The 23,748-nt window shown below is 73.5% G+C and carries 20 protein-coding genes and 5 pseudogenes; 7 read left to right on the forward strand and 18 right to left on the reverse strand.

Features of this window, described 5'->3' with window-relative positions; genetic code table 11:
• The 13 genes and pseudogenes from KPL57_RS25970 to metG form a co-directional block, all read right to left on the reverse strand.
• Nucleotides 1-968 (reverse strand): ABC transporter ATP-binding protein (locus KPL57_RS25970; RefSeq protein ID WP_374203791.1); only part of this gene is annotated, 968 nt, incomplete at its 3' end.
• 329 nt (nt 969-1,297) lie between these two features.
• Nucleotides 1,298-3,080: pseudogene (locus tag KPL57_RS70250) on the reverse strand (ATP-binding cassette domain-containing protein).
• Nucleotides 3,040-4,100: pseudogene (locus tag KPL57_RS25990) on the reverse strand (4-(cytidine 5'-diphospho)-2-C-methyl-D-erythritol kinase). Before KPL57_RS25990 ends, KPL57_RS70250 begins: the two co-directional pseudogenes overlap by 41 nt.
• 351 nt (nt 4,101-4,451) lie before the next feature.
• Nucleotides 4,452-4,799: a hypothetical protein gene (locus KPL57_RS25995; RefSeq protein ID WP_226353519.1), complete on the reverse strand. Its 348-nt coding sequence runs from the start codon at nt 4,797-4,799 to the stop codon at nt 4,452-4,454.
• Nucleotides 4,800-4,988: 189 nt separating this feature from the next.
• Entirely contained in the window at nt 4,989-5,243 is a 255-nt protein-coding gene (locus KPL57_RS26000) for a hypothetical protein (RefSeq protein ID WP_226353520.1), read from the reverse strand.
• Nucleotides 5,244-5,260: 17 nt separating this feature from the next.
• Nucleotides 5,261-5,443, reverse strand: coding sequence for a hypothetical protein (locus KPL57_RS26005; protein ID WP_226353521.1), 183 nt, complete (start codon nt 5,441-5,443; stop codon nt 5,261-5,263).
• Nucleotides 5,444-5,605: 162 nt separating this feature from the next.
• The gene (locus KPL57_RS26010; protein WP_226353522.1) at nt 5,606-5,971 is read right to left on the reverse strand and encodes an MFS transporter; all 366 of its coding nucleotides are present in this window, start codon (nt 5,969-5,971) and stop codon (nt 5,606-5,608) included.
• Nucleotides 5,968-6,872, reverse strand: a pseudogene (gene rsmA / locus KPL57_RS26015) (16S rRNA (adenine(1518)-N(6)/adenine(1519)-N(6))-dimethyltransferase RsmA). The gene KPL57_RS26010 and the pseudogene rsmA overlap by 4 nt, the downstream one beginning before the upstream one ends.
• A 124-nt stretch (nt 6,873-6,996) precedes the next feature.
• Entirely contained in the window at nt 6,997-7,236 is a 240-nt protein-coding gene (locus tag KPL57_RS26020) for a transglycosylase family protein (protein ID WP_374203792.1), read from the reverse strand.
• Between the two features lie 85 nt (nt 7,237-7,321).
• Nucleotides 7,322-7,705, reverse strand: a complete 384-nt coding sequence (locus KPL57_RS70255) for a G5 domain-containing protein (protein WP_226353523.1) — start codon at nt 7,703-7,705, stop codon at nt 7,322-7,324.
• A complete protein-coding gene (locus tag KPL57_RS26030; RefSeq protein WP_226353534.1) occupies nt 7,602-7,898 on the reverse strand; it encodes a hypothetical protein in 297 nt (98 codons plus the stop codon). Before KPL57_RS26030 ends, KPL57_RS70255 begins: the two co-directional genes overlap by 104 nt.
• A 263-nt stretch (nt 7,899-8,161) precedes the next feature.
• Nucleotides 8,162-9,010, reverse strand: a pseudogene (locus KPL57_RS70260) (TatD family hydrolase).
• Nucleotides 9,007-10,793: pseudogene (gene metG, locus KPL57_RS26040) on the reverse strand (methionine--tRNA ligase). The pseudogenes KPL57_RS70260 and metG overlap by 4 nt, the downstream one beginning before the upstream one ends.
• Nucleotides 10,794-10,917: 124 nt before the next feature.
• Here metG and KPL57_RS26045 point away from each other — a divergent pair.
• Nucleotides 10,918-11,481 (forward strand): hypothetical protein, encoded by a 564-nt coding sequence (locus KPL57_RS26045; protein WP_226353524.1) that lies wholly within the window; start codon nt 10,918-10,920, stop codon nt 11,479-11,481.
• 3 nt (nt 11,482-11,484) lie between these two features.
• Here KPL57_RS26045 and KPL57_RS26050 read toward each other — a convergent pair whose 3' ends face one another.
• Both KPL57_RS26050 and zwf read right to left on the reverse strand, forming a co-directional pair.
• Entirely contained in the window at nt 11,485-13,314 is a 1,830-nt protein-coding gene (locus KPL57_RS26050) for a glycoside hydrolase family 15 protein (RefSeq protein WP_226353525.1), read from the reverse strand.
• The gene (gene zwf, locus KPL57_RS26055; protein ID WP_226353526.1) at nt 13,311-14,726 is read right to left on the reverse strand and encodes a glucose-6-phosphate dehydrogenase; all 1,416 of its coding nucleotides are present in this window, start codon (nt 14,724-14,726) and stop codon (nt 13,311-13,313) included. The genes KPL57_RS26050 and zwf overlap by 4 nt, the downstream gene beginning before the upstream one ends.
• 94 nt (nt 14,727-14,820) lie before the next feature.
• On the opposite strand from zwf, the gene KPL57_RS26060 reads away from it, so the two are divergent.
• Nucleotides 14,821-15,303: a cation:proton antiporter regulatory subunit gene (locus tag KPL57_RS26060; RefSeq protein ID WP_020627555.1), complete on the forward strand. Its 483-nt coding sequence runs from the start codon at nt 14,821-14,823 to the stop codon at nt 15,301-15,303.
• 16 nt (nt 15,304-15,319) lie between these two features.
• Nucleotides 15,320-16,495 carry a cation:proton antiporter gene (locus KPL57_RS26065; protein ID WP_020627554.1) on the forward strand — a complete coding sequence of 392 codons (1,176 nt, stop codon included), beginning with the start codon at nt 15,320-15,322 and terminating at the stop codon, nt 16,493-16,495.
• 110 nt (nt 16,496-16,605) lie between these two features.
• Here KPL57_RS26065 and rsmI read toward each other — a convergent pair whose 3' ends face one another.
• The gene (gene rsmI, locus KPL57_RS26070; protein ID WP_226353527.1) at nt 16,606-17,481 is read right to left on the reverse strand and encodes a 16S rRNA (cytidine(1402)-2'-O)-methyltransferase; all 876 of its coding nucleotides are present in this window, start codon (nt 17,479-17,481) and stop codon (nt 16,606-16,608) included.
• 25 nt (nt 17,482-17,506) lie between these two features.
• On the opposite strand from rsmI, the gene KPL57_RS26075 reads away from it, so the two are divergent.
• The 3 genes from KPL57_RS26075 (at nt 17,507) to KPL57_RS70265 (ending at nt 20,821) form a co-directional block, all read left to right on the forward strand.
• The gene (locus tag KPL57_RS26075) at nt 17,507-19,102 is read left to right on the forward strand and encodes a dolichyl-phosphate-mannose--protein mannosyltransferase (protein WP_226353528.1); all 1,596 of its coding nucleotides are present in this window, start codon (nt 17,507-17,509) and stop codon (nt 19,100-19,102) included.
• Nucleotides 19,103-19,166: 64 nt separating this feature from the next.
• Nucleotides 19,167-19,733 carry a copper resistance CopC family protein gene (locus KPL57_RS26080; protein ID WP_226353529.1) on the forward strand — a complete coding sequence of 189 codons (567 nt, stop codon included), beginning with the start codon at nt 19,167-19,169 and terminating at the stop codon, nt 19,731-19,733.
• Nucleotides 19,734-19,792: 59 nt separating this feature from the next.
• Nucleotides 19,793-20,821: a CopD family protein gene (locus KPL57_RS70265; protein ID WP_226353530.1), complete on the forward strand. Its 1,029-nt coding sequence runs from the start codon at nt 19,793-19,795 to the stop codon at nt 20,819-20,821.
• A 4-nt stretch (nt 20,822-20,825) separates the two neighbouring features.
• Here the strand turns inward: KPL57_RS70265 and KPL57_RS26090 are convergent, their stop codons facing one another.
• Both KPL57_RS26090 and KPL57_RS26095 read right to left on the reverse strand, forming a co-directional pair.
• Entirely contained in the window at nt 20,826-21,767 is a 942-nt protein-coding gene (locus KPL57_RS26090; RefSeq protein WP_226353531.1) for an ABC transporter substrate-binding protein, read from the reverse strand.
• A gap of 66 nt (nt 21,768-21,833) precedes the next feature.
• Complete coding sequence (locus tag KPL57_RS26095) at nt 21,834-22,370, reverse strand: GNAT family N-acetyltransferase (protein ID WP_226353532.1); 537 nt, start codon at nt 22,368-22,370, stop codon at nt 21,834-21,836.
• Nucleotides 22,371-22,708: 338 nt separating this feature from the next.
• Here KPL57_RS26095 and KPL57_RS26100 point away from each other — a divergent pair, with 338 nt between their 5' ends.
• Nucleotides 22,709-23,473, forward strand: a complete 765-nt coding sequence (locus tag KPL57_RS26100) for a transposase family protein (protein WP_226350834.1) — start codon at nt 22,709-22,711, stop codon at nt 23,471-23,473.
• Nucleotides 23,474-23,748 lie beyond the last annotated feature (275 nt).

Here is a 23,748-nt window from a genome sequence, read left to right on the forward strand (position 1 = left end):
TCGAGGGTGGCGGTCATCGGGGGCCTCCGGAGGTGGTCTCGGCCGCGTGGCCGGTGAGGGAGAGGAAGACGTCGTCGAGGCTGGGGAGCCGCAGGCCGATCTCGGCGACGGCGACGCCCTCGGCGACCAGCCGGTCCTCGGTGCGACGCAGCGCGCCGTGGTCGGCGACGGCCGCGGTGACCTCCCGGACGGCTCGACCGTCGGCTCGGCGCCGGTCTCCTGGGCGACGACGGCGGCGACCAGCGGCGCCTCGCGCGGCAGCTCGGGCGCACGTGCAGGCGTCGGCGCCGGCCCGGGACTTCAGCTGGGCGGCCGTGCCGAGGCGATGACCCGCCGTGGTCCAGGACGACGAGGTCGTGCGCGAGCTGGTCGGCCTCCTCCAGGTACTGGGTGGTGAGCAGGACGGTGACACCGTCCTCGGCGAGCCGCCGCACGGCGTCCCACACCTCGTTGCGGTGCAGCGGGTCCAGCCCGGTGGTGGGCTCGTCGAGGAACAGCACCTCGGGGCGCCCGACGAGGCTCGCGGCCAGGTCGAGCCGGCGGCGCATGCCGCCGGAGTAGGTGCCGGCGCGGCGCCCGGCGGCGTCGGTGAGCCCGAAGCGGTCGATCAGCTCGGCGGCGCGGGCCCGCGCGGCCGGGCGCGGCAGGTCGAGCAGCCTGCCGATCAGGTACAGGTTGTCGCGGCCGGTCAGGGCCTCGTCGACGGCGGCGTACTGGCCGGTGAGGCCGATCAGGGAGCGGACCCCGGCGGCGTCGCCGACGACGTCGCGGCCGAGCACCGCGGCCCGGCCGGCCGACGGCGGGAGCAGCGTGGCCAGCATGCGGACGGTCGTCGTCTTGCCGGAGCCGTTGGGGCCGAGCAGGCCCAGGACCTGTCCGCGCCCGGCGGAGAAGGAGATCCCGTCGACGGCGCGGACCTCACCGAAGGTCCGGACCAGGCCGTCGACCTCGATAGCGGGGGTGTTCATGCCGATGAGCGTGCGCCCGGGCGCTGACACGGCCCTGGCCGGCGCTGGCACGGCGCTGGCACCGCGGCGGCGCAGAGAGGCGACGGCGAGAACCGTGGCATCGCGGCGACGGCCGCGGACCTGGCTGCGGGTGGTGTCGGCACGGCCCGGTCCCGTCGCCACCCCCCGACTGTGGCGACGGAACCGGCCCGTCCTCCCCCCGCGCCCCGGCGAGGCTCCCCAGCCCGCCGTGACGCGAGTACGACGGTATCGGCACGCCGGGGGCCGCGGATCGGTCGAACTACCGATCTCTTACCCGGGGTCTCTCCTACCTGGGTAGGAGAGACCCCTCATCCCTCGGCGCGCTCGGCGGCCTCGAGCCACTCCAGCTCGACGCTCTCGCGCTCGGCGACGACGGCCTTCAGCTCCCGGTCCAGCTCCATCAGCCGGCCGGGCTCGGTCGCGGCCTCGGCGAGCTTGGCGTGCAGCTTCTCCTCCTGCGCGGTGAGCTGCCCCATCCGCCGCTCCAGGCGCTGGGCGTCCTTGCGGGCGGCCCGCTGCTCCGCGGCGCTCGCCTTCGGCCCTGCCGCCTGCGCGACGGGCGCCCCGCCGGCACCGGCGCGGTCGGGGCGGCCCCGGCCGGCCCACGCCCGGTGGCGGCGCGGCGGGTCAGGTACTCACCGATCCCGCCGGGCAGGTGGGTGAGCCGGCCGTCGCCGAACAGGGCGACGACCTGGTCGCAGACACGCTCGGTGAGATACCGGTCGTGGCTGACGACCACCAGCGTGCCCGGCCAGCCGTCGAGGAGGTCCTCCAGCCCGGCGAGGGTGTCGACGTCCAGGTCGTTGGTGGGGCTCGTCGAGCAGCAGGACGTTGGGCTCGTCCATCAGCAGCCGGGTCAGCTGCAGCCGCCGTCGCTCGCCACCGGACAGGCGTCCGACCGGGGTCCACTGGCGGGCCGCGGGGAAGCCGAGCCGCTCCAGCACCTGCGACGCGGTCATCTCCTGCTTGCCGAACCGCACGTACTTGGCGACGGCCTCGGTGGCCTCCAGCACGCGCATCTCGGCGGGCAGATCGACGAGCTCCTGGACAGCTGCGCCATCTTCACGGTGCTGCCCTGGACGCGCTTGCCCGAGTCGAGCGCGCGTTCCCCGGACAGGGCACGCAGCAGCGTCGTCTTGCCGGAGCCGTTGATCCCGACGATGCCGACCCGGTCGCCCGGGCCGAGCCGCCAGGTCACGCCGGCGAGCAGGGTGCGCCCGGCGACGGAGACGGTCGCGTCCTCCAGCTCCAGCACGGTGCGCCCGAGCCGGTTGGTCGCGAACGCCATCAACTCGACGGTGTCGCGCGGCGCGGGCACGTCGGCGATCAGGGCCTCGGGCGCCTCGATCCGGTACGGGGCTTCGAGGTCCGGGCGGGCGGGCCGCGGCGCAGCCAGGCCAGCTCCTTGCGGGCCAGGTTGCGGCGGCGCTGCTCGGCGGCGTCGGCCTGCCTGCCGCGATCGGCCGGGCATAGACCCAGTCGCGTAGCCACCGGTGTAGGACTCGACCGGCCGTTCGCGACCTCCCAGGTGCGGGTGCAGACGGTGTCGAGGAACCAGCGGTCGTGGGTGACGACGACGAGTGCGATCCGCCGCGACGTCAGGTGCGTCGCGAGCCAGCCGATGCCCTCGACGTCGAGGTGGTTGGTGGGCTCGTCGAGGACGACGAGGTCGAGCCCCGATCAGCGCCGCGGCGAGCGCGACCCGGCGCTTCTCGCCACCGGACAGGCCATCGGTGGGCCGCTCGATGTCGGAGATGGCGAGCCCGTCGAGGACGTCGCGGACCCGGGCGTCGGCGGCCCACTCGTGGTCGGCGCCGTACTCGGCGAGGACGATGTCGCGCACCGTCGACCCGGCCGGGAAGCGGTCGTGCTGCACCGGTGCGCCATCCGCAGGCCACCGAGGCGGCTGACCCGGCCGCCCTCGACCGGGCGGTCGCCGGTGATCACGTCGAGCAGGGTCGACTTCCCGCCGCCGTTGAGGCCGACGACGCCGATCCGGTCGCCGCGCTCGACGCCGAGCGAGACGCCGTCGAGCAGGACGCGGGAGGCGTCACCGGGCACGTGCGCGGTGACGTTCTCCAGGTTGAGCAGGTTCTCGGGCAACTACGTCTCCACCGTTGGGAAGGTCAGGCACGGACCGGGGGCCACGAGCCGGAGCTCGAGGGCCGCCGCGGTCGGGGGGGTGGTCGCCGCCCGTCTCCGAGGTGTCGACGATGCGGGCGCCGCCGGCCGGGCCGTGGGCGACCCGCACCGTGCGGCACACCCCCATGCCGGCGAGCTCGGTCGCCACCTCGACGGCGGAGTCGGCGTCGGCGCACAGGAACGCGCACGTCGGCCCCGACCCGGACACCAGACCGGCGAGCGCGCCGGCGTTGACCCCGGCGCGCAGGGTGCGGCGCAGATCCGGGGCCGTCGAGACGGCGGCGACCTGCAGGTCGTTGCCCAGGTTCAGCGCGAGCCGGCGCGGGTCGCCCGAGGACAGTGCCTCCAGGACGGGCTCGACCGGCCGCTCGGTGATCGGGCCGTCGCCACGCAGCCGGTCCAGCTCGGCGAACACCGCGGGGTGGACAGCCCACCGCGGGCCAGCGCGATCACCCAGTGCAGCCGGTGCCGGGCGAGCACCGGGATGATCTTCTCGCCACGGCCGGTGCCGAGCGCGGTGCCGCCGTGCAGACCGAACGTGACGTCCGATCCGAGCTCGGCGGCCAGCTCGGACAGATCGTCGCGGCCCAGCTCCAACCGCCACAGCGACGACAGCGCGACGAGCGTGCCCGCCGCGTCGGCGGAGCCGCCCGCCATCCCGCCCGCGACCGGGATGCCCTTGCGCAGGGTCACCCGCACGTCCGGGGCCCGCCCGGCCGCTCCGCGAGCAGCTCGACCGCCCGCCAGGCCAGGTTGGTGGCGTCCAGCGGCACCTCGGCCACCCCGTCGCCGTGCACCTCCAACGCGGGCTCCTGCGCCGGCTCGACGAGATCTCGTCGAACAGGCTGACGGCGTGGAAGACCGTCACAGGTCGTGGAAGCCGTCCGGCCGCACCCCGCCCACGGCGAGGTGCAGGTTGATCTTCGCGGGAACCCGGACGGTGACCGGTCGCGGCACGGCGGACAGCACTGCTCAACCCTACGGGCAGCACGGGACGGACCGCCGCCGCCCGGCGCTCGGGGTGGCCGGGCTCACCGGTTCCGGGCGACGCGCCCCCGACCAGGCGGCAGGGGCGGGCCGGCCCGCCACGAGCACCCCCTTTCCGGAACTCGCTTACCCGGTAAGCGAACTCGGAGGACCGGCACCCGCGACGACCGGGAGGCCGGCCACCGCCCCACCTGACGCCCCCGACACCGACACCGTCTCTCCTGCGAACTCGCTTACCGGGTAAGCGAATCCGTACGACCGGCACCCGGTAGGACCGACGCCGGCCCACGCCGACGCCGTTCCCGGCGAGTGGCACGACGGTGCTGCCTGCGCCTACCGGGTGAGGGAGTCCTCCGAGACAGCACGCTCCGCGGCGGCGGCACGGCGCTCGGACAGGTGGCGCGGCGTCGCGAAGCAGGCGACGGCCACGACACCGATGACCAGCACGGCCGCGGGCAACAGCATCGACTGGGCCATCGCCGTCGCGAAGGGATCGCGCAGCGCCTCGGGCAGCGGCCCGCCGGCCGCGGCGACCTCCGGGGAACCGCCGGTCGTCGACGTGCCCGGGACGAGCGCGGCGATCCGCGACTCCATGAGCACGGCGATGCCCGCGCTGCCGAGCACCGCGCCGACCTGACGGGTCGTGTTGTAGACGCCCGACCCGGATCCGGCCTGGTCCATCGGCAGGTTGCGGGTGGCGCTGGTGGAGATCGGCGCCCAGACGCAGGAGTTGGAGATCCGAGCAGGGTGAGCGGCAGCAGCAGCTGCCAGACCGGGGTGTCCGGGCCCATCACCCCCGCCAGCCAGACCAGCGCGATGACGAACGTCGACATCCCGAATCCGCCGATCAGCCGCGGGTGACGCGGTCGGTCAACCGCCCGGTGTACGGGGCGAGTGCGCCGGAGAAGATCGCCAGCGGTGCGAGCAGCAGCGCCGCCTCGGTGGGGTGAAGCCGCGCACGCTCTGCGCGTAGATCATCAGCGGGAAGCCCTGCGCGGTGATCGCGAAGCCGACGGTGCAGATCGCGATGTTGGCCAGCGAGAAGTTCCGGTCCCGGAACAGGCGCAGCGTGACCAGCGGCTCGCTGGTGGTGACCCGCTGCCACCACACGAACGCGACCAGCACGACGACCCCGCTGCCGATCAGCGCCCAGATGCCGACGCTCCAGCCGAACTTCTGCCCTCCTGGATGCCGAAGACCAGCAGGAACATGCCCGCGGCGGACAGCACCACGCCGACGACGTCGAACCGGCGGCGCGAGGTCTCGAGCGAGGGGACCAGCCGCCACGCGGCGACGAAGGCGATCACCCCGACCGGCACGTTCACGAAGAAGATCCACTCCCAGCCGAGGCCGCCGACGAGGAGCCCGCCGACGATCGGCCCGGTGAGGCGTCGCGACGCCGGCGACGGCGCCCCACAGGCTCATCGCGCGTCCGCGCTGGGCCGCCGGGAAGGTCCGGGTGATGACGGCCATGGTCTGCGGCGTCATCATCGCGGCGCCGAGCCCTGGGCGACCCGCGCGACGATCAGGGCGCCGACGGTCGACGTGAGCCCGCACCACAGCGAGGCCAGGGTGAAGACCGCGAGCCCGCACAGGTAGACGCGCTTGGGCCCGAACCGGTCCCCCAGCCGGCCGGTGACCAGCAGCGGGACGACATAGGCGAGCAGGTAGGCGCTGGTCACCCAGACCACGGAGTTGACGTCGGCGTCCAGCGACGTCAGCAGCGCGGGCGTCGCGACGGTGACGATCGTGGCGTCGACCAGGATCATGAAGAACCCGATCACCAGGGCCCACAACGCGGGCCACGGGCTCGTCCCGTCGGCGCTGACCACCTGTTCCCTCGACCGCGTCACCACGCCATCATGCGCTGCCCCCGGCCGTCGTCAGGCGGGAGGGGCCCCGCGGGGCGGTTCCGGGCGATCCGGGCGAAGTCGGACACCGCGAGGGTCTCGGCGCGCGCGGTGGGGTCGACGCCGGCGGCGCGCAGGGCCTGTTCGGCCGCCGCGGCCGAACCCGCCCAGCCCGACAGCTCCCCGCAGCACCTTGCGGCGCTGGGCGAAGGCCGCGTCGACGACCGCGAAGGTCGCCGCCCGGTCGGCGTCGGCGGGCGGGTCGTGCCGGGTGAAGGCCAGCAGTCCGGAGTCGACGCCGGGGACCGGCCAGAACACCGCGCGCGGCACCGGCCCGGCGCGGCGGGCCGCCGGCGTACCAGGCGAGCTTGGCGCTGGGGGCGCCGTACTCGCGCGAGCCGGGTCCCGCGGCGAGCCGGTCGGCGACCTCGGCCTGCACCATGACCAGCCCGGTCCGCAGCGACGGCAGCTCGGCGAGCAGGTGCAGGATCACCGGCACCGCGACGTTGTAGGGCAGGTTCGCGACGATCGCGGTGGGCGGCGCCGCACCGGGCCCGGCGTCGGTCGCGAGCCGGTCCGCGCCGACCCGCATGGCGTCGGCACCGGTCACGGTGAGGCGCCCGGCCAGCTCGGGGGCGCGCTCGGCGACGGTGTCGGGAAGCAGCCCCGCCAGCACCGGGTCGATCTCGACGACGTGCACCCGGGCCGCGACCGGCAGCAGCGCCAGGGTGAGCGAGCCGAGCCCGGGGCCGACCTCGAGGACGACGTCGTCGCCGTCGACGCCGGCGGACTTCACGATCCGGCGGACGGTGTTGGCGTCGTGGACGAAGTTCTGGCCGAGCTTCTTGGTGGGGCGCAGACCGAGCCGCTCGGCCAGGACCCGGACGTCGGCCGGGCCCAGCAGGCGTGCGGTGGTGGTCCGGCTCCCGTCGCCGTCGGCGTCGATGCTCCGGCTCCGGCCGCCGTCGGTCCCGTGGTCGCTCACGGCACCATTCTCGCGGGGCACCCCGGGCGGGGTGCGTGCGGGATCAGCTCAGGCCGAGCTTGGAGGAGCAGGACGGCCAGGCGCTGTAGCCGCCGCGGTCGTCCTTGACCTTCTCGGCGACCGCGATCTGCTCCTCGCGGGAGGCCTGGTCCGCGGTCGGGGCGTACTGCCCGCCGCCGTAGGCCTGCCAGGTCTGCTTGTTGAACTGCAGCCCGCCCTGGTAGCCGTTGCCGGTGTTGATGTTCCAGTCGCCGCCGGACTCGCACTTGGCAGCTTGTCCCAGGTCGCGCCGTTGGAGACGGCGGGCGCCGAGGACGTCGCCTTCGCCTTCGCGATGATCTCCTCGACCTTCTTCTTGGTGCCGACCTTCACCACGCGCGGGGGGCCGGGGTGTCCTGACCGGCGCCGACGCGCTCGCGGGCGACCTCGCGGCCCTGGTCGTAGGTGACCCGCCAGATGATGCTGCGGGCGCCCTCGCGGCCCGGGTCGACGACGGTGCGGGTGCCCTCGTCGAGCGACGGGTCCTGCACCTCCTGCTCCGGCACCGGGAGCTTCTGCGACTCGACGATCTGGGCGTTTACGATGTCCGAGCCGGTGGTCGGAGCGGCGACCGGGGCGAACGACGCGGGGAGGAGGCCCGGTCGAGGCTCATCGACGCCGTGCCGAGGTCGGTGGCGTTCGCGGCGAGCCCCGCCTGGAGCTCCTGGGCGGGCTGCTCGGCGGGGGCGGAGAGCACCGCGGCGGCGAGCCACCGGTCGGGACCGAGAACAGCGCGGCCGCGGCGGCGGTCCGGACCCCGGCCCGGGAGCGGGCGGCGGCGGTGCGGTGACGGCCCTCGTAGGTGACGTACCCGGCCTCGTCGCCGGCGAGACCGGCGGGCGCGATGACGGGGAGCGGTCGCGTGAGCTCGTCGTCGGCGAGCGGTGCGGCGTGACGCGAAGACATGACTTCCCGGGGTCTCGGCTGTCCGGGAAGGAGCCATGACCTGCGGGAACGACGACCGGCGCGGTGCCGGGGAGCGGAACCGTCGCTGGGGAGCGGACCGGTCGTCGTCCCGCGGGTCGGGGGAGCGACCCCGTCCCGGCGGGTACGACGAGGGACGTTAGCGGACCGTGACCCGGCGCAGCGTTTCCGACGCGCGCGTGGCGACGAGCGGCGGGATCGACGGTGAGTGACGACAACCCCGCCACTCGTCACGGCGGACGGCGTCAATCGGTTGTGCGCAGCCGGAAGATCCGTTCGGCGTTACGGCGGGCCGTCTCGGCGACCAGGGCTTCGGACTCCCCGCGGGTCGCGGCGATCCCCGCGCACGGTCCACGGCAGCACGTAGGGCTCGTTGGCCCGGCCGCGGTGCGGGTGCGGGGTGAGGAACGGCGCGTCGGTCTCCACGAGGTACTGCCCGGCGGGCACCAGGCCGCCGCGGCGCGCAGCTCGTCGTTGCGCTTGAAGGTGACCGGGCCGGCGAAGGACAGGACGTACCCGGCGTCGGCGCACTCCCGGGCCATCGCGGCGTCGCCGGAGAAGCAGTGGAAGACCACGGTGTCCGGGGCGCCCTCCTCGCGGAGGATGCGCAGGACGTCGTCGTGGGCGTCCCGGTCGTGGATCATCAGCGGCTTGCCGGTGCGCTTGGCCAGCCCGATGTGCCAGCGGAACGCGTCCTGCTGCGCGGCGGGCGGGCTGTGGTCCCAGTAGTAGTCCAGGCCGGTCTCGCCGATCGACACGACGCGGTCGTCGGCGGCCAGCCGCTCGATCTCGGCGAGGTCGGCGGCCGGACCCGCGCCGTCCGGGTGGGGTGCAGCGCGACGGCCGCCCACACCCGGTCGTCGGCGTGTGCGGCCGGACCGCGGACCGGGCGCCGTCGAGGTCGTCGGCGATGGTGACCGCGCCGACGACGCCGACCGCCGCGCCCGGTCCATCGCGGCGACGACGTCGGCGTCGGTCTCGCAGCCGCACGCGTCGAGGTGGGTGTGGCTGTCGATCGTGGGTGCGCGGCGAGCGGTCCGGCGGCTCGGGGCGGGACGCCGGCCGGCCGGCCGCGTCCCGCCGTCCGAGCTCACTTCTGGACCGGAGCCCACTCCGGCCCGGTCTCCCCCAGCTCGGGCGCGAGCTTGGCGATGATCGGCGACGGCTTGGCCAGTGGGCGCCCCACCTCGATGGGCGTGGACCCCAGTGGGCCTGCTCGGCGGCGTAGTCGCCGGTGAGGACCGGGTAGGCGGGGCCATCGCCGAGGTCGTCGACGGTCGTCTTCTCCGGCTGCGCGGCCCACACCCCGGTGCCGCCGAGCGCCTCGTGCACCTTCTGCGCGGCGTGCGGCAGGAACGGGGTGAGCAGGGTGTTGGCGTCCTGCACGACCTGCAGCGCGGTGTGCAGGATCGTGTCCCGGCGCTCCGGGTCGTCCTTGCGCTTCCACGGCTCCTGGTCGGACAGGTACCGGTTCGCGGCGGTGACCACCCGCATCGCCTCACCCGCGGCCTGCTTGAACCGGTTCCGCGCGAGCAGCCCGCCGACGGTGTCGAACCCCGCTTCGAGTACGCGAGCAGCTCGGCGTCGGCCTGCTGCGGCGCCGTCGGCGTCGGGATCGCCCCCACGTTCTTGTGGGCCATCGAGATGGACCGGTTGACCAGGTTGCCCCACTCGTTGGCCAGCTCGAAGTTGACCCGGCGGACGAACTCGTCCCAGGTGAAGTCGACGTCCTGGTTCTCCGGCCCGGCGACGGCGATGTGGTAGCGCAGCGCGTCCGGTCCGAACTCGCGCAGGAAGTCCCCGACGTAGATGACGGTGCCGCGGCTGGTCGAGAACTTCGACCCGCTCATCGTCAGGTACTCCGAGGACACGACCTCGCTGGGCAGGTCGAGCGTCCCGTACGGGCCGGGCTCGCCGCCGCGGTCGCCCGCGCCGTTCTGCCCGAGCAGGATCGCCGGCCACATCACCGAGTGGAAGGTGATGTTGTCCTTGCCCATGAAGTAGAAGGCCTCGGCGGCCGGGTCGGTCCACCACTGCTTCCACGCGTCCGGGTCCGGGCCGCGGCGGGCCCATTCCACCGAGGCGGACAGGTAGCCGATGACGGCGTCGAACCAGACGTAGATCTTCTTGAGCGGGTTGTCCGACCAGACGTCGAGCGGGACGGGCACGCCCCACTCCAGGTCCCGGGTGATGGCGCGCGGCTTGAGGTTCTCCACCAGGTTGGCGGAGAACTTGAGCACGTTGGGGCGCCAGTCGGTGCGGGTCGACAGCCAGCTCCCGAGCGCCTCGGAGAAGGCGGGCAGGTCGAGGAAGAAGTGCTCGGTCTCGACGAACTTCGGCGTCTCCCCGTTGATCCGCGAGCGCGGGTTCTTGAGGTCGGCCGGGTCGAGCTGGTTGCCGCAGTTGTCGCACTGGTCGCCGCGGGCGCCGTCGTAGCCGCAGATCGGGCAGGTGCCCTCGATGTAGCGGTCGGGCAGGGTGCGGCCGGTGGACGGGCTGATCGCGCCCAGCTGGTCTTCGGGACGACGTATCCGTTCTTGTACAGCGCGGTGAACATGTCCTGCACGACGCGGTAGTGGTTCGACGTCGTGGTCCGCAGGTGAACAGGTCGTAGAGCCCGAGACCCTGCAGGTCGTCGGTGATCACGCCGTTGTACTTGTCGGCGAGCTGGCGCGGGGTCAGCCCCTCGGCGTCGGCCTGGACCTGGATCGGGGTGCCGTGCTCGTCGGTGCCGGACACCATCAGCACCCGGTCCCCCGCCATCCGCCGGTACCGGGCGAACACGTCGGAGGGCACACCGAAGCCGGACACGTGGCCGATGTGCCGGGGGCCGTTGGCGTAGGGCCACGCCACGGCGGTCAGCACGGCTTTGCTCATGCCCTCCAGCGTATTCACCGTGCCATCACGTTCTGCGGCGGCACATCACCAAAGGTGGGGATAGCTCCCGGATCCTGAGGTGTCGGGGGGCCTACTGGTGTCATAGTGGCGCCCATGGACCGGTGTGAACAGGAGCGCGAGGCACTCCTCGACGCGGCCCTGCAGCAGTGGGCGGACGGCGGCTGGACGGCCGTCGACCCGCGGGAGGCCGTGCGCCGGGTCGGGGGTCCCGGCCTCCTGCGCGGCCGAGTTCACCTCGGGCGCCGAGCTCGTCTGCGCGGTGTTCGACCACATCGTCGACGACCGCTCGGCGAACATGCTGCAGTCCTTCGCCGAGGCGGCCGCCGCCGGCAGCTCCCCGATCGACCGGTTCCGGGTCATGACGACGGTGATGCTCGACGACGTCGTCCGCGACCCGCACCGCGCCGTCGTCCTCGCCGACGCGATCGGCTGCCCGCCGCTGGTGGCACGGCGCCGCAGCGCCAACCGCGGGTTCGCCGAGATCGTCGCCTCCCAGCCGGTCGGCGACGGCGTCGAGCCGGACGACCTGCGCCTGGCGGGGCACTTCGTCATCGGCGGGCTCGCCGAGATCGTCCTGGCCTGCGTCGACCCGGACAGCCCGGTGGACCGGGAGCGGGCGATCGAGCACGGCGCCAAGCTGCTCGAGGCGTGCGCGACCACCCGCTGAGGCTCAGCCCAGCGCCCGGTCCAGGTTGATCGCGGAGCTGATCAGCGACAGGTGGGTGAACGCCTGGGGGAAGTTGCCCAGCTGCTCCCCGGTCAGGCCGATCTCCTCGGCGTAGAGACCCAGGTGGTTGCCGTAGGAGAACATCTTCTCCAGCGCGATCCGGGCCTGTTCGAGGCGCCCCGCCCTGGTCATCGCCTCGACGTTCCAGAACGAGCACATCGAGAACGTGCCCTCCTCGCCGTCGAGGCCGTCGGGTGAGTCCTCGACGTCGTAGCGGAACACCAGGGTGTCGACGACGAGGTCGTCGTTGATCGCGTCCAGGGTCGCGAGGAACCGCGGTTCGGTGGGCGCGCAGAACTTGACCATCGGCATGAGCAGCACCGCCGCGTCCAGCGTGCGGGCGCCGTAGCGCTGCACGAACGACCCGCGCGGCGGCACGTCGGGGTCCCAGCCACGGTCCATGATCTGGTGGTAGATCTCGTCGCGGGTGGCGGTCCAGGCCCCGACGTCGCCGGGCAGGCCGCGCCGGCGCGCCATCCGGATCATCCGCTCGACCGCGACCCAGCACATGAGCCGGGAGAACACGTGGTCCTGGCGGCCGGCCCGGGTCTCCCAGATGCCCTCGTCGGGTGAGTCCCAGTGCTCGCGCAGCCAGTCGAGGATCGTGCAGAGGTTCGTCCAGTCCTCGTGGCCGACGCCGTCGCCGTACTTGTCGTACAGGTAGACCGAGTCGATGATCTCGCCGTAGATGTCGAGCTGCAGCTGCGCCGAGGCGCCGTTGCCGGCCAGCACCGGGCGCGAACCGCGGTAGCCCTCGAGGTGGTCGAGCTCCACCTCGTCGGGGGTCTCGTCGCCGTCGATCGTGTACATGACGCGCAGCGGGCCCTGGTCTCCGTCGCGGGTGCTCCCGAAGCGTCCGGACAGCCACGCGATGAACGCGCCGGCCTCCTCGGTGAACCCGAGCCGCAGCAACGCGTAGAGGGTGAAGGCGGCGTCGCGCATCCAGACGTAGCGGTAGTCCCAGTTCCGCTCGCCGCCGAGCTGCTCGGGCAGCCCCATCGTCGGCGACGCGATCACCGCGCCGGTCGGCTCGTGGGTGAGCAGCTTGAGGGTGAGCGCGGAGCGGTGCACGCGCTCGCGCCACCCCCCGGTGTACGACGAGTGCGCCAGCCAGTCCTTCCAGAACGCGACCGTCCCGGTGAACAGGGCCTCCGCGGCGTCGTCGCACGCGGTGGGCTCCTCGGCCGCGTCGACCTCCAGCACGAACACCTCGGTGCGCCCCTCGGCCGTGCGGAACTCCGCGCCCGCGGCGTGGTCGGTGATCTCCAGCTCCACCGACGACGTCAGGTCCAGGGTGACGCCGCTGCCGGTGAACCGGATGCCGGCCCCGGCGGTCTCCACCTTCGGGGTCTCGCGGGCGTAGTCCGGCCGGGGCACGACCTCGACCGCCATCGGCACCGAGCCGCGGACGCCGGTGACCCGCCGGACCAGGCGCTGCCGGTGGTCCGGGTCGTGCGGGCGCAGCAGGGACATGAAGTCCTGCACCTCGACGATGCCGTCGGAGGTGAGGAAGCGGGTGATGAGGATGGTGGAGTCGGGGTAGTAGAACTGCTGCTGGCTGGCCAGCTCGGTCTCGTCGACGCAGGGCGCGAGCCGCCAGTGCCCGCCGCGGCCGGCGTCGAGCAGCGAGGCGAACACGCTGGGCGCGTCGAACCGGCCGGGACAGAACCAGTCGACGGTGCCGTCGGTGCCGACCAGCGCCGCGGAGCGCAGGTCCCCGACGATCCCGTGCTCGGCGATCGGCAGCTGGTCGGCGGAGCGCGTGGGACTCACTCCGGCACCCGCCAGCCACGCGGGCCGGGCAGGTCGAGCGCGTCCTGCGGGCCCCAGGAGCCGTCGTCGTAGGTCTGGGTCGGGGGCGGGTCGGCGAGCACCGGGTCGCACAGCTCCCAGAGCCGCTCGACCTCCTCAGTGGTGGTGAACAGGGTGCGGTCGCCCTTCATCACGTCCAGGAGCAGCCGCTCGTAGGCCTCCAGGGCGTCGTCGGGATCGCCGACGCCGTCGAGGTCCAGCCGCATCCGGCCGCGGCCGACCTTCAGCTCCGGGCCGGGCACCTTCGCCCGCACGTCGAGCTCGGCGGTGACCTGGTCGGCCAGCTCGATGACGAGCTCGGTCGGGGCGCTGCCGGTGGCGGCGCCGGTGAACGAGCCGCCCGGGAACATCGTCAGTGCCGGCTCGTCGAAGCCGATGGTGACGGTGCGCCGGGTCGCGCCCATCTTCTTCCCGGTGCGCAGGAAGAACGGGACCCCGAACCAGCGCCAGTTGTCGACGTAGGCCTCCAGCGCGACGAACGTCTCGGACTCCGAGTCGTCCGCGACCCCGTCCTCGTCGCGGTAGGAGGCGTACTGGCCGAACACCACCCGCGACGGGTCGAGCCGCCGGACGGAGTAGAAGACCTTCGCCTTCTCCGCGTGCAGCGCGTCCGGAGCGATCTCGTACGGCGGCTCCAGCGCCACGAACCCGAGGATCTGGAACAGGTGGGTGGAGATCATGTCCCGGAACGTGCCGGTGGACTCCATGAACGACGCCCGGCCCTCGATCCCGATCTCCTCGGGGACGTCGATCTGCACGTAGCGGATGTTCTGCCGGTTCCAGACCGGCTCGAACAGGCCGTTGGCGAAGCGCAGCGCGAGGATGTTCTGCACCGACTCCTTGCCCAGGAAGTGGTCGATGCGGAAGATGTCGGCCTCGTCGTAGACGTCCTTCAGGCCCGCGTTGAGCTTCTTCGCGGACTCCAGGTCGGTGCCGAACGGCTTCTCCAGCACCAGCCGGGAGCGCTCGGCGAGGCCGGTCTCCCCCAGCATCGCGACCATCGGGGTCATCGCCGTCGGCGGCACGGACAGGTAGACGAGCCGGCGGACCTCGGCGCCGCCACCGGCCAGCTCCTTCTCGGCGGCGAGGACGGCGTCGGCGAGGTCGGCGCCGTCCTCGGCGTCGGAGACGACGAAGCTCAGCCGGGGCGCGAAGTCGTCCCAGCCGGTGTCGTCGGGCAGGGCGCCGCGGATGCGGTCGCGGAACTCGTCGTCGGAGCCGGGCGAGTGCCGACCGGACCCGATCACCCGGAAGTCCTCGGGGAGCAGTCCCTCGTTCTGCAGGTGGAGCAGACCCGGGAAGAGCTTGCGCTTCGCGAGGTCGCCGGTGGCGCCGAACAGCACGATCACGTGTGGGGGCAGGTCCGAAGGCATGGTCCCGGGCTACCCCCGGCCGGGCCCGGCCATTCGGCGGCCCGGTCACGAGCGTGTTTCCACCGGCCGGTCCGCGCGGCGTACCGTTGCAGGTGTGAACGTCGACGTGACACCGCTGCCCGGGATCGGGGTGCGCAAGGAGATCGAGCTGCGCAACGGCCGCAGGGTCGGGGTCATCGCGCACCGCGACGGGAAGGTCGACCTGATCCTCTCCCGTGCCGACGACCCGGACGCCTGCGTCGCCGAGCTGCCGCTGACCACCGAGGAGGCGGGCGCCCTGGCGAACCTGCTCGGCGCCCCGCAGCTGGTCAACCAGCTGAAGGACGAGCACGCGGACGTACCGGGCATCACCACCCGCAAGATGCCGATCAAGCTCAACAGCCCGTTCGACGGCCGCCCGCTGGGCGACACCGCGCTGCGCACCCGCACCCAGGTCTCGGTGGTCGCCATCATGCGTGCCGGCCAGGTGATCCCGTCGCCGACGCCGGCCCACGTGCTGGCCGCCGGGGACATCGTCATCGCCGTGGGCACGGCCGAGAAGCTGGAGCAGGCCGCCGACATCCTCGCCCACGGCTGAGGCCGCCCCGCAAGCCGTGGACCACACCGCACTGGAACTGCTGGAGCTCGGCGCCGTCTTCTTCGGGCTCGGCCTGCTGGGCCGGCTCGCCCAGCGGATCGCCCTGTCCCCCATCCCGCTCTACCTGCTCGGCGGCCTCGCGTTCGGCGCTGGCGGGATCATCCCGCTCGGCGACATCGGCGACTTCACCTCGCTCGCCGGCGAGGTCGGCGTCGTGCTGCTGCTCCTGCTGCTCGGGTTGGAGTACTCCGCGGTCGAGCTGGTCACCGGGCTGAAGCGGTCCTGGACCGCCGGGATCGTCGACATCGTGCTCAACGCCGCGCCGGGCGTCGCGGTCGCGCTGATCCTGGGCTGGGGTGTGGTCGGGGCGATGGTGCTGGGCGGGGTCACCTACATCTCCTCCTCCGGGATCGTCGCGAAGGTCCTGTCCGACCTGGGCAGGCTCGGCAACCGGGAGACGCCGGTGGTGCTGTCGGTGCTCGTGTTCGAGGACCTCGTGATGGCGCTGTACCTGCCGATCCTCACCGCGCTGCTGCTCGGCGTGACGCTGTGGGGCGGGGTCAGCGCGGTCGCGGTGTCGCTCGCGGTGATCTCCGTGGTGCTGGTGGTCGCGCTGCGCTACGGCCGCTACGTCTCCGCGGTCGTCGACTCCGACGACCGCGAGGTCTTCCTGCTCAAGGTGCTCGGTGCCGCACTGCTGGTCGCCGGGTTCGCCCAGGCGATGCAGGTGTCGGCGGCGGTCGGCGCCTTCCTGCTGGGCATCGCGATCTCCGGCTCGACCGCGGAGAACGCCACCAAGCTGCTGGAACCGCTGCGCGACCTGTTCGCCGCGGTGTTCTTCGTGGTGTTCGGGCTCTCGACCGACCCGCGGGCGATCCCGCCGGTGCTCGGCTGGGCGCTGGTGCTCGCCGTGTCGACCGCGGCCACCAAGTACGCGACGGGCTGGTGGGCGGCGAAGCGGGCGCGGATCGGGCGGATGGGCCGGGCCCGCGCCGGTGCGGCGCTGATCGCCCGCGGCGAGTTCTCGATCGTCATCGCCGGGCTCGCCGTCGGCTACGCGGCCGTCCCCGCCGAGCTGTCCGCGCTGGCCACGGCGTACGTGCTGATCATGGCGGTGCTGGGCCCGATCGCCGCGCGCTACGTCGAGCCGGTCATGCGGGCGATCCCGACGCGCACCCCCGCGACCGCCTGACCGCCCGCCCCGCCCTTCCCGGGCACGCCCTTCCCGCCGCGCTGTCGCACCCCACCGGGGGCCGTCGCACCCGCCGCGACGGGTGCGGCGACCGCACGCGGGGTGCGGCGTCAGTCCCGGGCGGCGAGGGTCGCGTTGTAGAGGTCCCGCTTCGGCACGCCCGCGGCCTCGGCGACGGCGGCGACGGCGTCCTTGAGGCGCTCGCCGTCGTCGGTGCGCTCGCGCACGGCGTCGACCAGGGACTCCACCGGCGGCGCCTCGCGGGCCTCGGCACCGGCCAGCACCACGGTCACCTCGCCGAGCACGTCGCCGGAGGTCGCCCAGGCGTGCAGCTCGGCCAGGGTGCCGCGCACGACCTGCTCGTGGGTCTTGGTCAGCTCCCGGCACACCGCGGCACGGCGGGTCTCCCCCAGCACGGCGACGGCGTCGGCGAGGGTGTCCGCGGTCCGCCGCGGGGACTCGAAGAACACCACGGCGCGGCGCTCGTCGCGCAGGCTCTCCAGCCACCGGCGGCGCTCGCCGGAGCGGCGCGGCGGGAAGCCGTCGAAGCAGAACCGCTCGCACGGCAGCCCGGACAGGACCAGCGCGGTGGTCACCGCGGACGGTCCGGGCGCGCAGGTGACCGGCAGGTCCTCCGCGGCGGCAGCGGCGACGAGCCGGTAGCCCGGGTCGGAGACGGCGGGCATGCCGGCGTCGGACACCACCAGCACGGTCGCGCCGTCGCGGACCGCGGACAGCAGGCCGGGAAGCCGCTCGGCCTCGACGGCGTCGTAGTGGCTGACGATCCGGCCCGTGTAGGTGACCGGCAGCGCCGCGGCGAGGGTCCGGAACCGGCGGGTGTCCTCGGCGGCGATGACGTCGGCGGTGGCGATGAGCTCCCGCAGCCGCGGCGAGGCGTCCCGCGGGTCGCCCAGCGGGGTCGCGGCCAGGACCAGGCGACCGGTCGTCGTGGCCGTGTCGGGCGTGGAGTCGGGGGCGGGAGTCACGTCGGCCAGCCTACGATCGGACGCGATGGCCACCACGAGCGCCGATGCCGGGAGCCGGGTCGCCGGAGCGGCACCCGAACCCGGTCTGACCCCGCGCGGCACCCCGCCACCGCTGCGCCGCGCCGATCCCGGCCCGGTGGCGCGGCTCGGCGCCCCGCCACCGTCGGACCGGCTGCGGGGCTGGCTGGTCACCGCGGGGGTGGTGCTGGTCGCGGCGCTGCTGCGCTTCTACGACCTGGGTGAGCCCACCGACCGCGGAACGCCCGTCTTCGACGAGAAGCACTACGTCCCGCAGGCCTGGGACATGGTCCGCAACGGCGGGGTGGAGAGCAACCCCGGCTACGAGAAGATCGTCCACCCGCCGCTGGCGAAACAGCTGATCGCGCTGGGCCAGATGGTCTTCGGCTACGACGGCGTCGGCTGGCGGGCCTCGTCCGCGCTGGCCGGGGTGCTCACCGTGCTGCTCGTCGTCCGGGCCGGACGGCGCCTCACCCGCTCGACGGCGCTGGGCGGGCTCGCCGGGCTGCTGCTGTGCGCCGACGGGCTGTCGCACGTGCAGTCGCGGATGGGGATGCTCGACGTCTTCTCCGCGCTGTTCGTGGTGGCCGCGTTCGCCGCACTGCTCGCCGACCGCGACGACGTCCGCGGCCGGATGGCACGCGTCGTCGCGCAGGGGCGGGTCGACGACACCGTGTGGGGCCCGCGCTGGGGCGTGCGCTGGTGGCGGGTGGCCGCGGGCGTCTCGCTCGGCCTGGCGTGCGCGGTGAAGTGGAACGGCGCCTACTACGTCGCCGCTTTCGGGCTCCTGTGCGTGCTGTGGGACGTCTCGGTGCGCCGCCGCGCCGGGGTGGCCCGGCCGTGGGTGGGGACGATGGTGCGCGACGTCGCCCCCGCGCTGTGGGCGCTGGTCCTGATCCCGGCGCTGACCTACCTCGGGTCCTGGTGGGCGTGGTTCGGCAGCGAGACCGGCATCGACCGCCACGAGGTCGGCCGGGAGATCGGCACCGGCGGGGCGTTCGCCTGGGTGCCCGACGCCCTGCGGTCGCTCTGGTACTACCAAGGTCAGGTCCTCGCCTTCCACGAGAACCTGACGACCCAGTCCGCCGGGGCGCACCCCTGGGAGTCCAAACCCTGGACCTGGCCGATGGGGCTGCGGCCGATGCTCTACCGCTACGCCGACGACGCGACCGGCTGCGGGGAGACCGACTGCGTCTCCGCGGTGATGCTGATCGGCACCCCCGCGCTGTGGTGGCCGGCGATCCCGGTGCTGCTCTGGGGGCTGTGGCGGGCGGTGACCCGGGTCGACTGGCGGTGGGCCGCGGTGCTCGTCGGCTACGGCGCCGGGTTCGTCCCGTGGTTCTTCAACATCGACCGGCAGATGTACTTCTTCTACATGATGCCGGTGGTGCCGTTCCTGGTCCTGGGCGTCGTGCTGGCGATGGGACAGATGCTGGGCCACTCCCGGATGAGCGCGCGCCGGCGCCGCAACGGGCTGCTCGTCGTCGCGACGTGGGTGGCGCTGATCGGGGTCAACTTCGTGTGGTTGTGGCCGATCCTGGTCGGCGACCCGATCACCGCGGCGCACTGGCAGGCCGAGCTGTGGCTGCCGTCCTGGCGCTGACCGCTGCTGCTCCGTCCGGGTGACATCGGGAACCGTCGCGCCCGGTACGACGACCGACCGGGGCGTGAGCCCCGTTCTCCGCCGCCTCGCGGTCGCCCTCCCCGCCGTGCTGCTCGCCCTCGTCGTCGGGGCCGCGCCGGCCTGGGCGCACACCGAGCTCGAGTCCAGCAGTCCCGCCGCGAACGCGCAGGTCGGCACCGCGCCGACATCGGTGTCGCTGACCTTCTCCGAGGAGATCGCGGCCGCCGACGCCACCGTCGCGGTGACCGGCCCCGGCGGCACCGACTACGCGGCGGGCCCCGCCACCGGCGACGGCGCCACCCTCACCGTGCCGCTGCGCCCGCTCGGTGCGGCCGGCGGCTACACGATCACCTACCGGGTGGTCTCCGACGACGGCCACCCCGTCTCGGGCACGGTGCCGTTCACCCTCACCTCCCCCGGGCCGGGCGCGGCCGCCGCGACTCCGGGGCACACCTCCGCGGCTGCGACCGCCGCCGAGCCCGAGGCCGCGCCGCAGACCGTCCCCACCGCGGCCGACGACGGCGGCCCGCCGGTCTGGCCGTGGGGCGTGGCGGCCGTCGTGGTGATCGGGGCCGGGGCGGCGTTCGCGCTGCGCCGGTCGCGGGGCTGACCATCGCCGGTCCCGTCCCCGGCGACGGCATCCCGGCCGACCGCATCCCGCCAGACGGTGTGCCGGGCGACGGCATCCCGGCCGACGCCGTACCGGGCGACGGTGTGCCGGGCGACGGTGTGCCGGGCGACGGTGGCGCCGGGACGCCGGGCGGCCGGGTGCGCGAGCCCGCTCCGACCGTCGCCGGGTGGGGTGCCGTGCTGCTCGGGGCCGCGGTCGTCGTCGCCGTGGTCACCGGCGGGATCGGGCCGGACGGGGTCGCCGTGGACCTCGCGCAGACCCTCGCGCGCGCCGCGGCCGACCTCCTCGCGGTCGTCGCGGCGGGGGCGGCGCTGGCCGTGCTGCTCGCCCCCGGCCGGACGCCGGGCGCGGACCGGGTGCTGACCGCCGCCGCCCCGCTGTGGTCGGCCGTGCTGGTGGCGGAGACGTTCGTCCGCGGCGCGCTGGTGTCCGGTCGGAGGCTCACCGAGGTCCGCGGACCGGACGTGCTGGAGTTCCTGACCGGACCCCGCGCCGGGGCCGGTCAGCTCGTCGCGGTGGCCGCGGCGCTGGCGTTGGCCGGGGTCGCCGGGTCGCGGCCCGCGCGGCCGGGCACCGGGCCGGGGCCCGCCGCGCTCGCGCTGGTGCTGGTCGTCGTCGCGGCGGCGGCCCCGGTGGCGACCGGGCACACCGCGGCGTCCACGGTCGCCTGGTTCGCGGTGCCCGCGGTCGTCGTGCACGTCGCGGCGGCGCTGCTGTGGCTCGGCGGGCTGGGCGCAGTGCTGGTCACCGCCCGCGACGCGGACGTGCTCGCGGTCGCGCTGCCGCGGTTCTCCCGGCTCGCGCTCGGCGCCGTGGTGGCGTTGGGGGTGTCCGGGGCGCTCGCCGCCACCGCACGGCTCTCCTCACCCGTCGAGCTGGTCACGACCGCCTACGGCGCGGTCGTCGCCACCAAGATCGTGCTGCTCGCGGTCGCCGCTGCGCTCGGTGGCGTCGCCCGGTCCCGGCTGCGGGCCGGGCGGCTCCCGGTGCTGGCGTGGGCCGCGGTGGAGGTGCTGGTGCTGGCCGGGGCGACCGGGGTGGCCGCCACGCTCACCCACACCGCCTGAGCGGTCAGCGGTTCGTCGCGGCGGCGAGCTGCGGCTCCAGCTGGTCGATCGCGTACAGCAACGCGTCCGGGCCGCCGTAGGACAACGCGCCACCCAGCGGGTCGGAGAACGTCGTGTACAGCGTCCGGCCCTCACGGACGACGTCGAGTCGGGCGAACGGCACCGACGCCGTCATCTGCTGCTCGGTCGCGCCGTTGACGAACAGCACGTCGCGGTCGAGCAGGTCCAGCCGCTCCTCGCTGACGTCCCCGGAGTGCTCCTGCGTCGCGAAGCCGAGCGCGTCGAACAGCGCGCGCCGCGGGTCGCCGGCCGGGATCAGGTAGTGCCCGCCGTTCTCCGGCCCGAAGTCCTCGACGAGCACCTTCCCGGCGAACGACGGGTGGGCCGCGCGGACCGCGGCGATCCGGTCACGGACTCCGGCCGCGCGCCGCTCGGCGAGGTCCTCCCGGCCGATGGCCTTGCCCGTGGTGAGCAGCTGCACGTCCCACGGGGTCTTCTCCGGTGGGTACGCGGAGGACTGCACGACGGTCGGCGCGATCGCGGACAGCTTCCGGTACATGTCCTCGTCGATGTCCTCGTAGATCGCGATGATGACGTCCGGCCGGCTCGCGGCGACGGCCTCCAGGTCGATGCCGTCCTCACCGGACCGCGGGACCTCGGCCCCCTTCGTCACGGCCCGCACCCACGGGAAACTCCAGTAGGCGTCGAACCACGAGCGGGTCATGACGGGGACGACCCCGAGCCCCAGCACGAAGTCCTGGTCGTTCCAGCCGACCGTGGCGACGCGCTCGACCTGCGCCGGGACCGTCGTGGTGCCGTAGCGGTGCTCGATCGTCGCCCCGGTGGGTGCCGCGGCGGGTGCGGCGGGTCCACCGCACCCCGCCAGGACGACGGCGACCAGCACCGTCGCGATCAGTCCGCCCAGTCGTGCCCGTGCCCGCACCATTGCGCCACCTCCACGGCGGCGTCCCTCGCCGGCGCCGTCGTACCCCATCAGGTGAGGTTAGGCTCATCAATAGTCCGGTCGGGTGATGTCCCGGCGCATGCGCAGCGACCACAGCCCGTCGGCCACGTCGGAGGTGTGCATCGGGACGCGGTCGTGCTCGACGAAGCCACGGGCCCGGTAGAACGGGATGCCCAGGTCGTTGCCCTCGGCGACGCTCACCCACATCTCGGTCGCACCGTGGCCACGCAGCTGCCCGGTGACGTGGTCGAGCGGCCGGGTGCCGATCCCCTCGCCCCGACGGTCCGGGTCGAGGTAGAGGACGTAGAGCTCACCGACCCCCTCGCCCGTGACCGCTCCGCCTGCCGCGCCGACCACGGAGCCGGCCTCCTCGGCGACCACGTAGCCCAGCCAGTGCGGCGGGGCCGGGACCGTCTCGGCGCGGACCCGCGCCTCGTCGTAGAAGCGGGCGACGACGTCGTCGACGAACGACTCCGGCAGCAGGTCCCGGTAGGTGGCCCGGTACGCCCGGGTGCAGACGTCGGCGATGCCGGGAGCGTCGGCCGGGACGGCGGCACGGACGGTGGGTGCGGGCGGGGCGGCCATGCGGCGACCGTAGCCCGCGACGCCGTACGGCCGGACCCCGTCGGGCCCGGCCGTGTGGCGGTGGGTCGTCGTCCGCGGCTACGAGGCCTGCGGTCGGTCGGGGTCGGGATCGGCGCTTCCGGTCGACCCGATCAGGGTCCAGTCGTGCTTGCGCGCGAACTCCCGGAACTCCTCGGAATCGATTTCCATCGCGTCTCCCTTGGCCTGGAGCTCGACCATGAGGCTTATTCAGGGCCCGTGAAATAACGATCTAGCCCGGCGTGTCGGGTTGGGCGACAGCCCGTCCATCGCGAAGATTGGTTTGTCGAATCAATCCGAGATGAATGGGCTGTCGCAGTATGTACTATACCACTGGCTTTCGGCGTGATGAGATTCAGGATCTTGCCGCTCTGGTGCATGAGCAGGATCAGCGGAACGCGACTGGCCTGCGACGGCCTTGGCCGCCGATTCTGGGATTGTTCTGGTCGGTGGTGATCACGTTGGCGTATCTGCGCGGGAATCGTGTGCAGTGGGAGTTGGCGGAAACCTACGGGGTGTCGCAGTCGACGGTCAGTCGAGCGATCGCGGGGGTGACACCGTTGCTGGCGCAGGCGCTGCGGAGTGTAGTTCCGACTGCGGAGGAGCTTCGTGCCGATCGGCAGTACATCATCGACGGAACCCTGCTGCCCTGCTGGTCATGGACCGCCGTACCAGGTCTGTGGTCGGGCAAGCATCGCACCACCGGCGTCGTCGTCCAGGTCGCAGCCACCCTGGAAGGGCAGCTGTCGTGGATCTCCGACCCGACCCCAGGCTCCCGACACGACCTACATTGCCTCGACCAATCCGGCGCCCTCGACCACCTCGCCACATACCCACCGATCGGCGATAAAGGCTACATCGGGCGCGGCATGCTCACCCCGTTCAAAAAACAACCCGGCCGGGAACTTCTCGACTGGCAGAAAACATTCAACAAGAGCCTCAACCGCACACGCGCCACCATCGAGCGAGTCATCGCCCATATCAAGTCGTGGAAAGTTCTCCACACAGACTACCGCCGACCCTACGCCACATTTAAAACGACGATCTCGGCAGTCATCGGACTCATCTTCTACGCACTTACCTGACGGAGCCTGAATAAGCCTCCATGTCTTCGATGAAGTGCTCGAAACCTCCGGGAACCGAGATCTGCAGAACACGCGGCACGGTCTCCCCCAGCCAGGGCCCCGGCAAAGTCGCTAGATGATCTTGTAGGTGGTCAGTGGTCGATGGGGGTCGCGGGCGTGGTGGCGGAGTGCTGCGGCGATGTTGCTGACGCCGTGCAGGCGTAGCGCGGTGATCGCGAGGTTCCGCACGCCGACATGACCTGCGGGGCGTGACCGGTGTGGGCGGTGGCGCGGTC

Source organism: Pseudonocardia sp. ICBG601 (assembly GCF_020496245.1).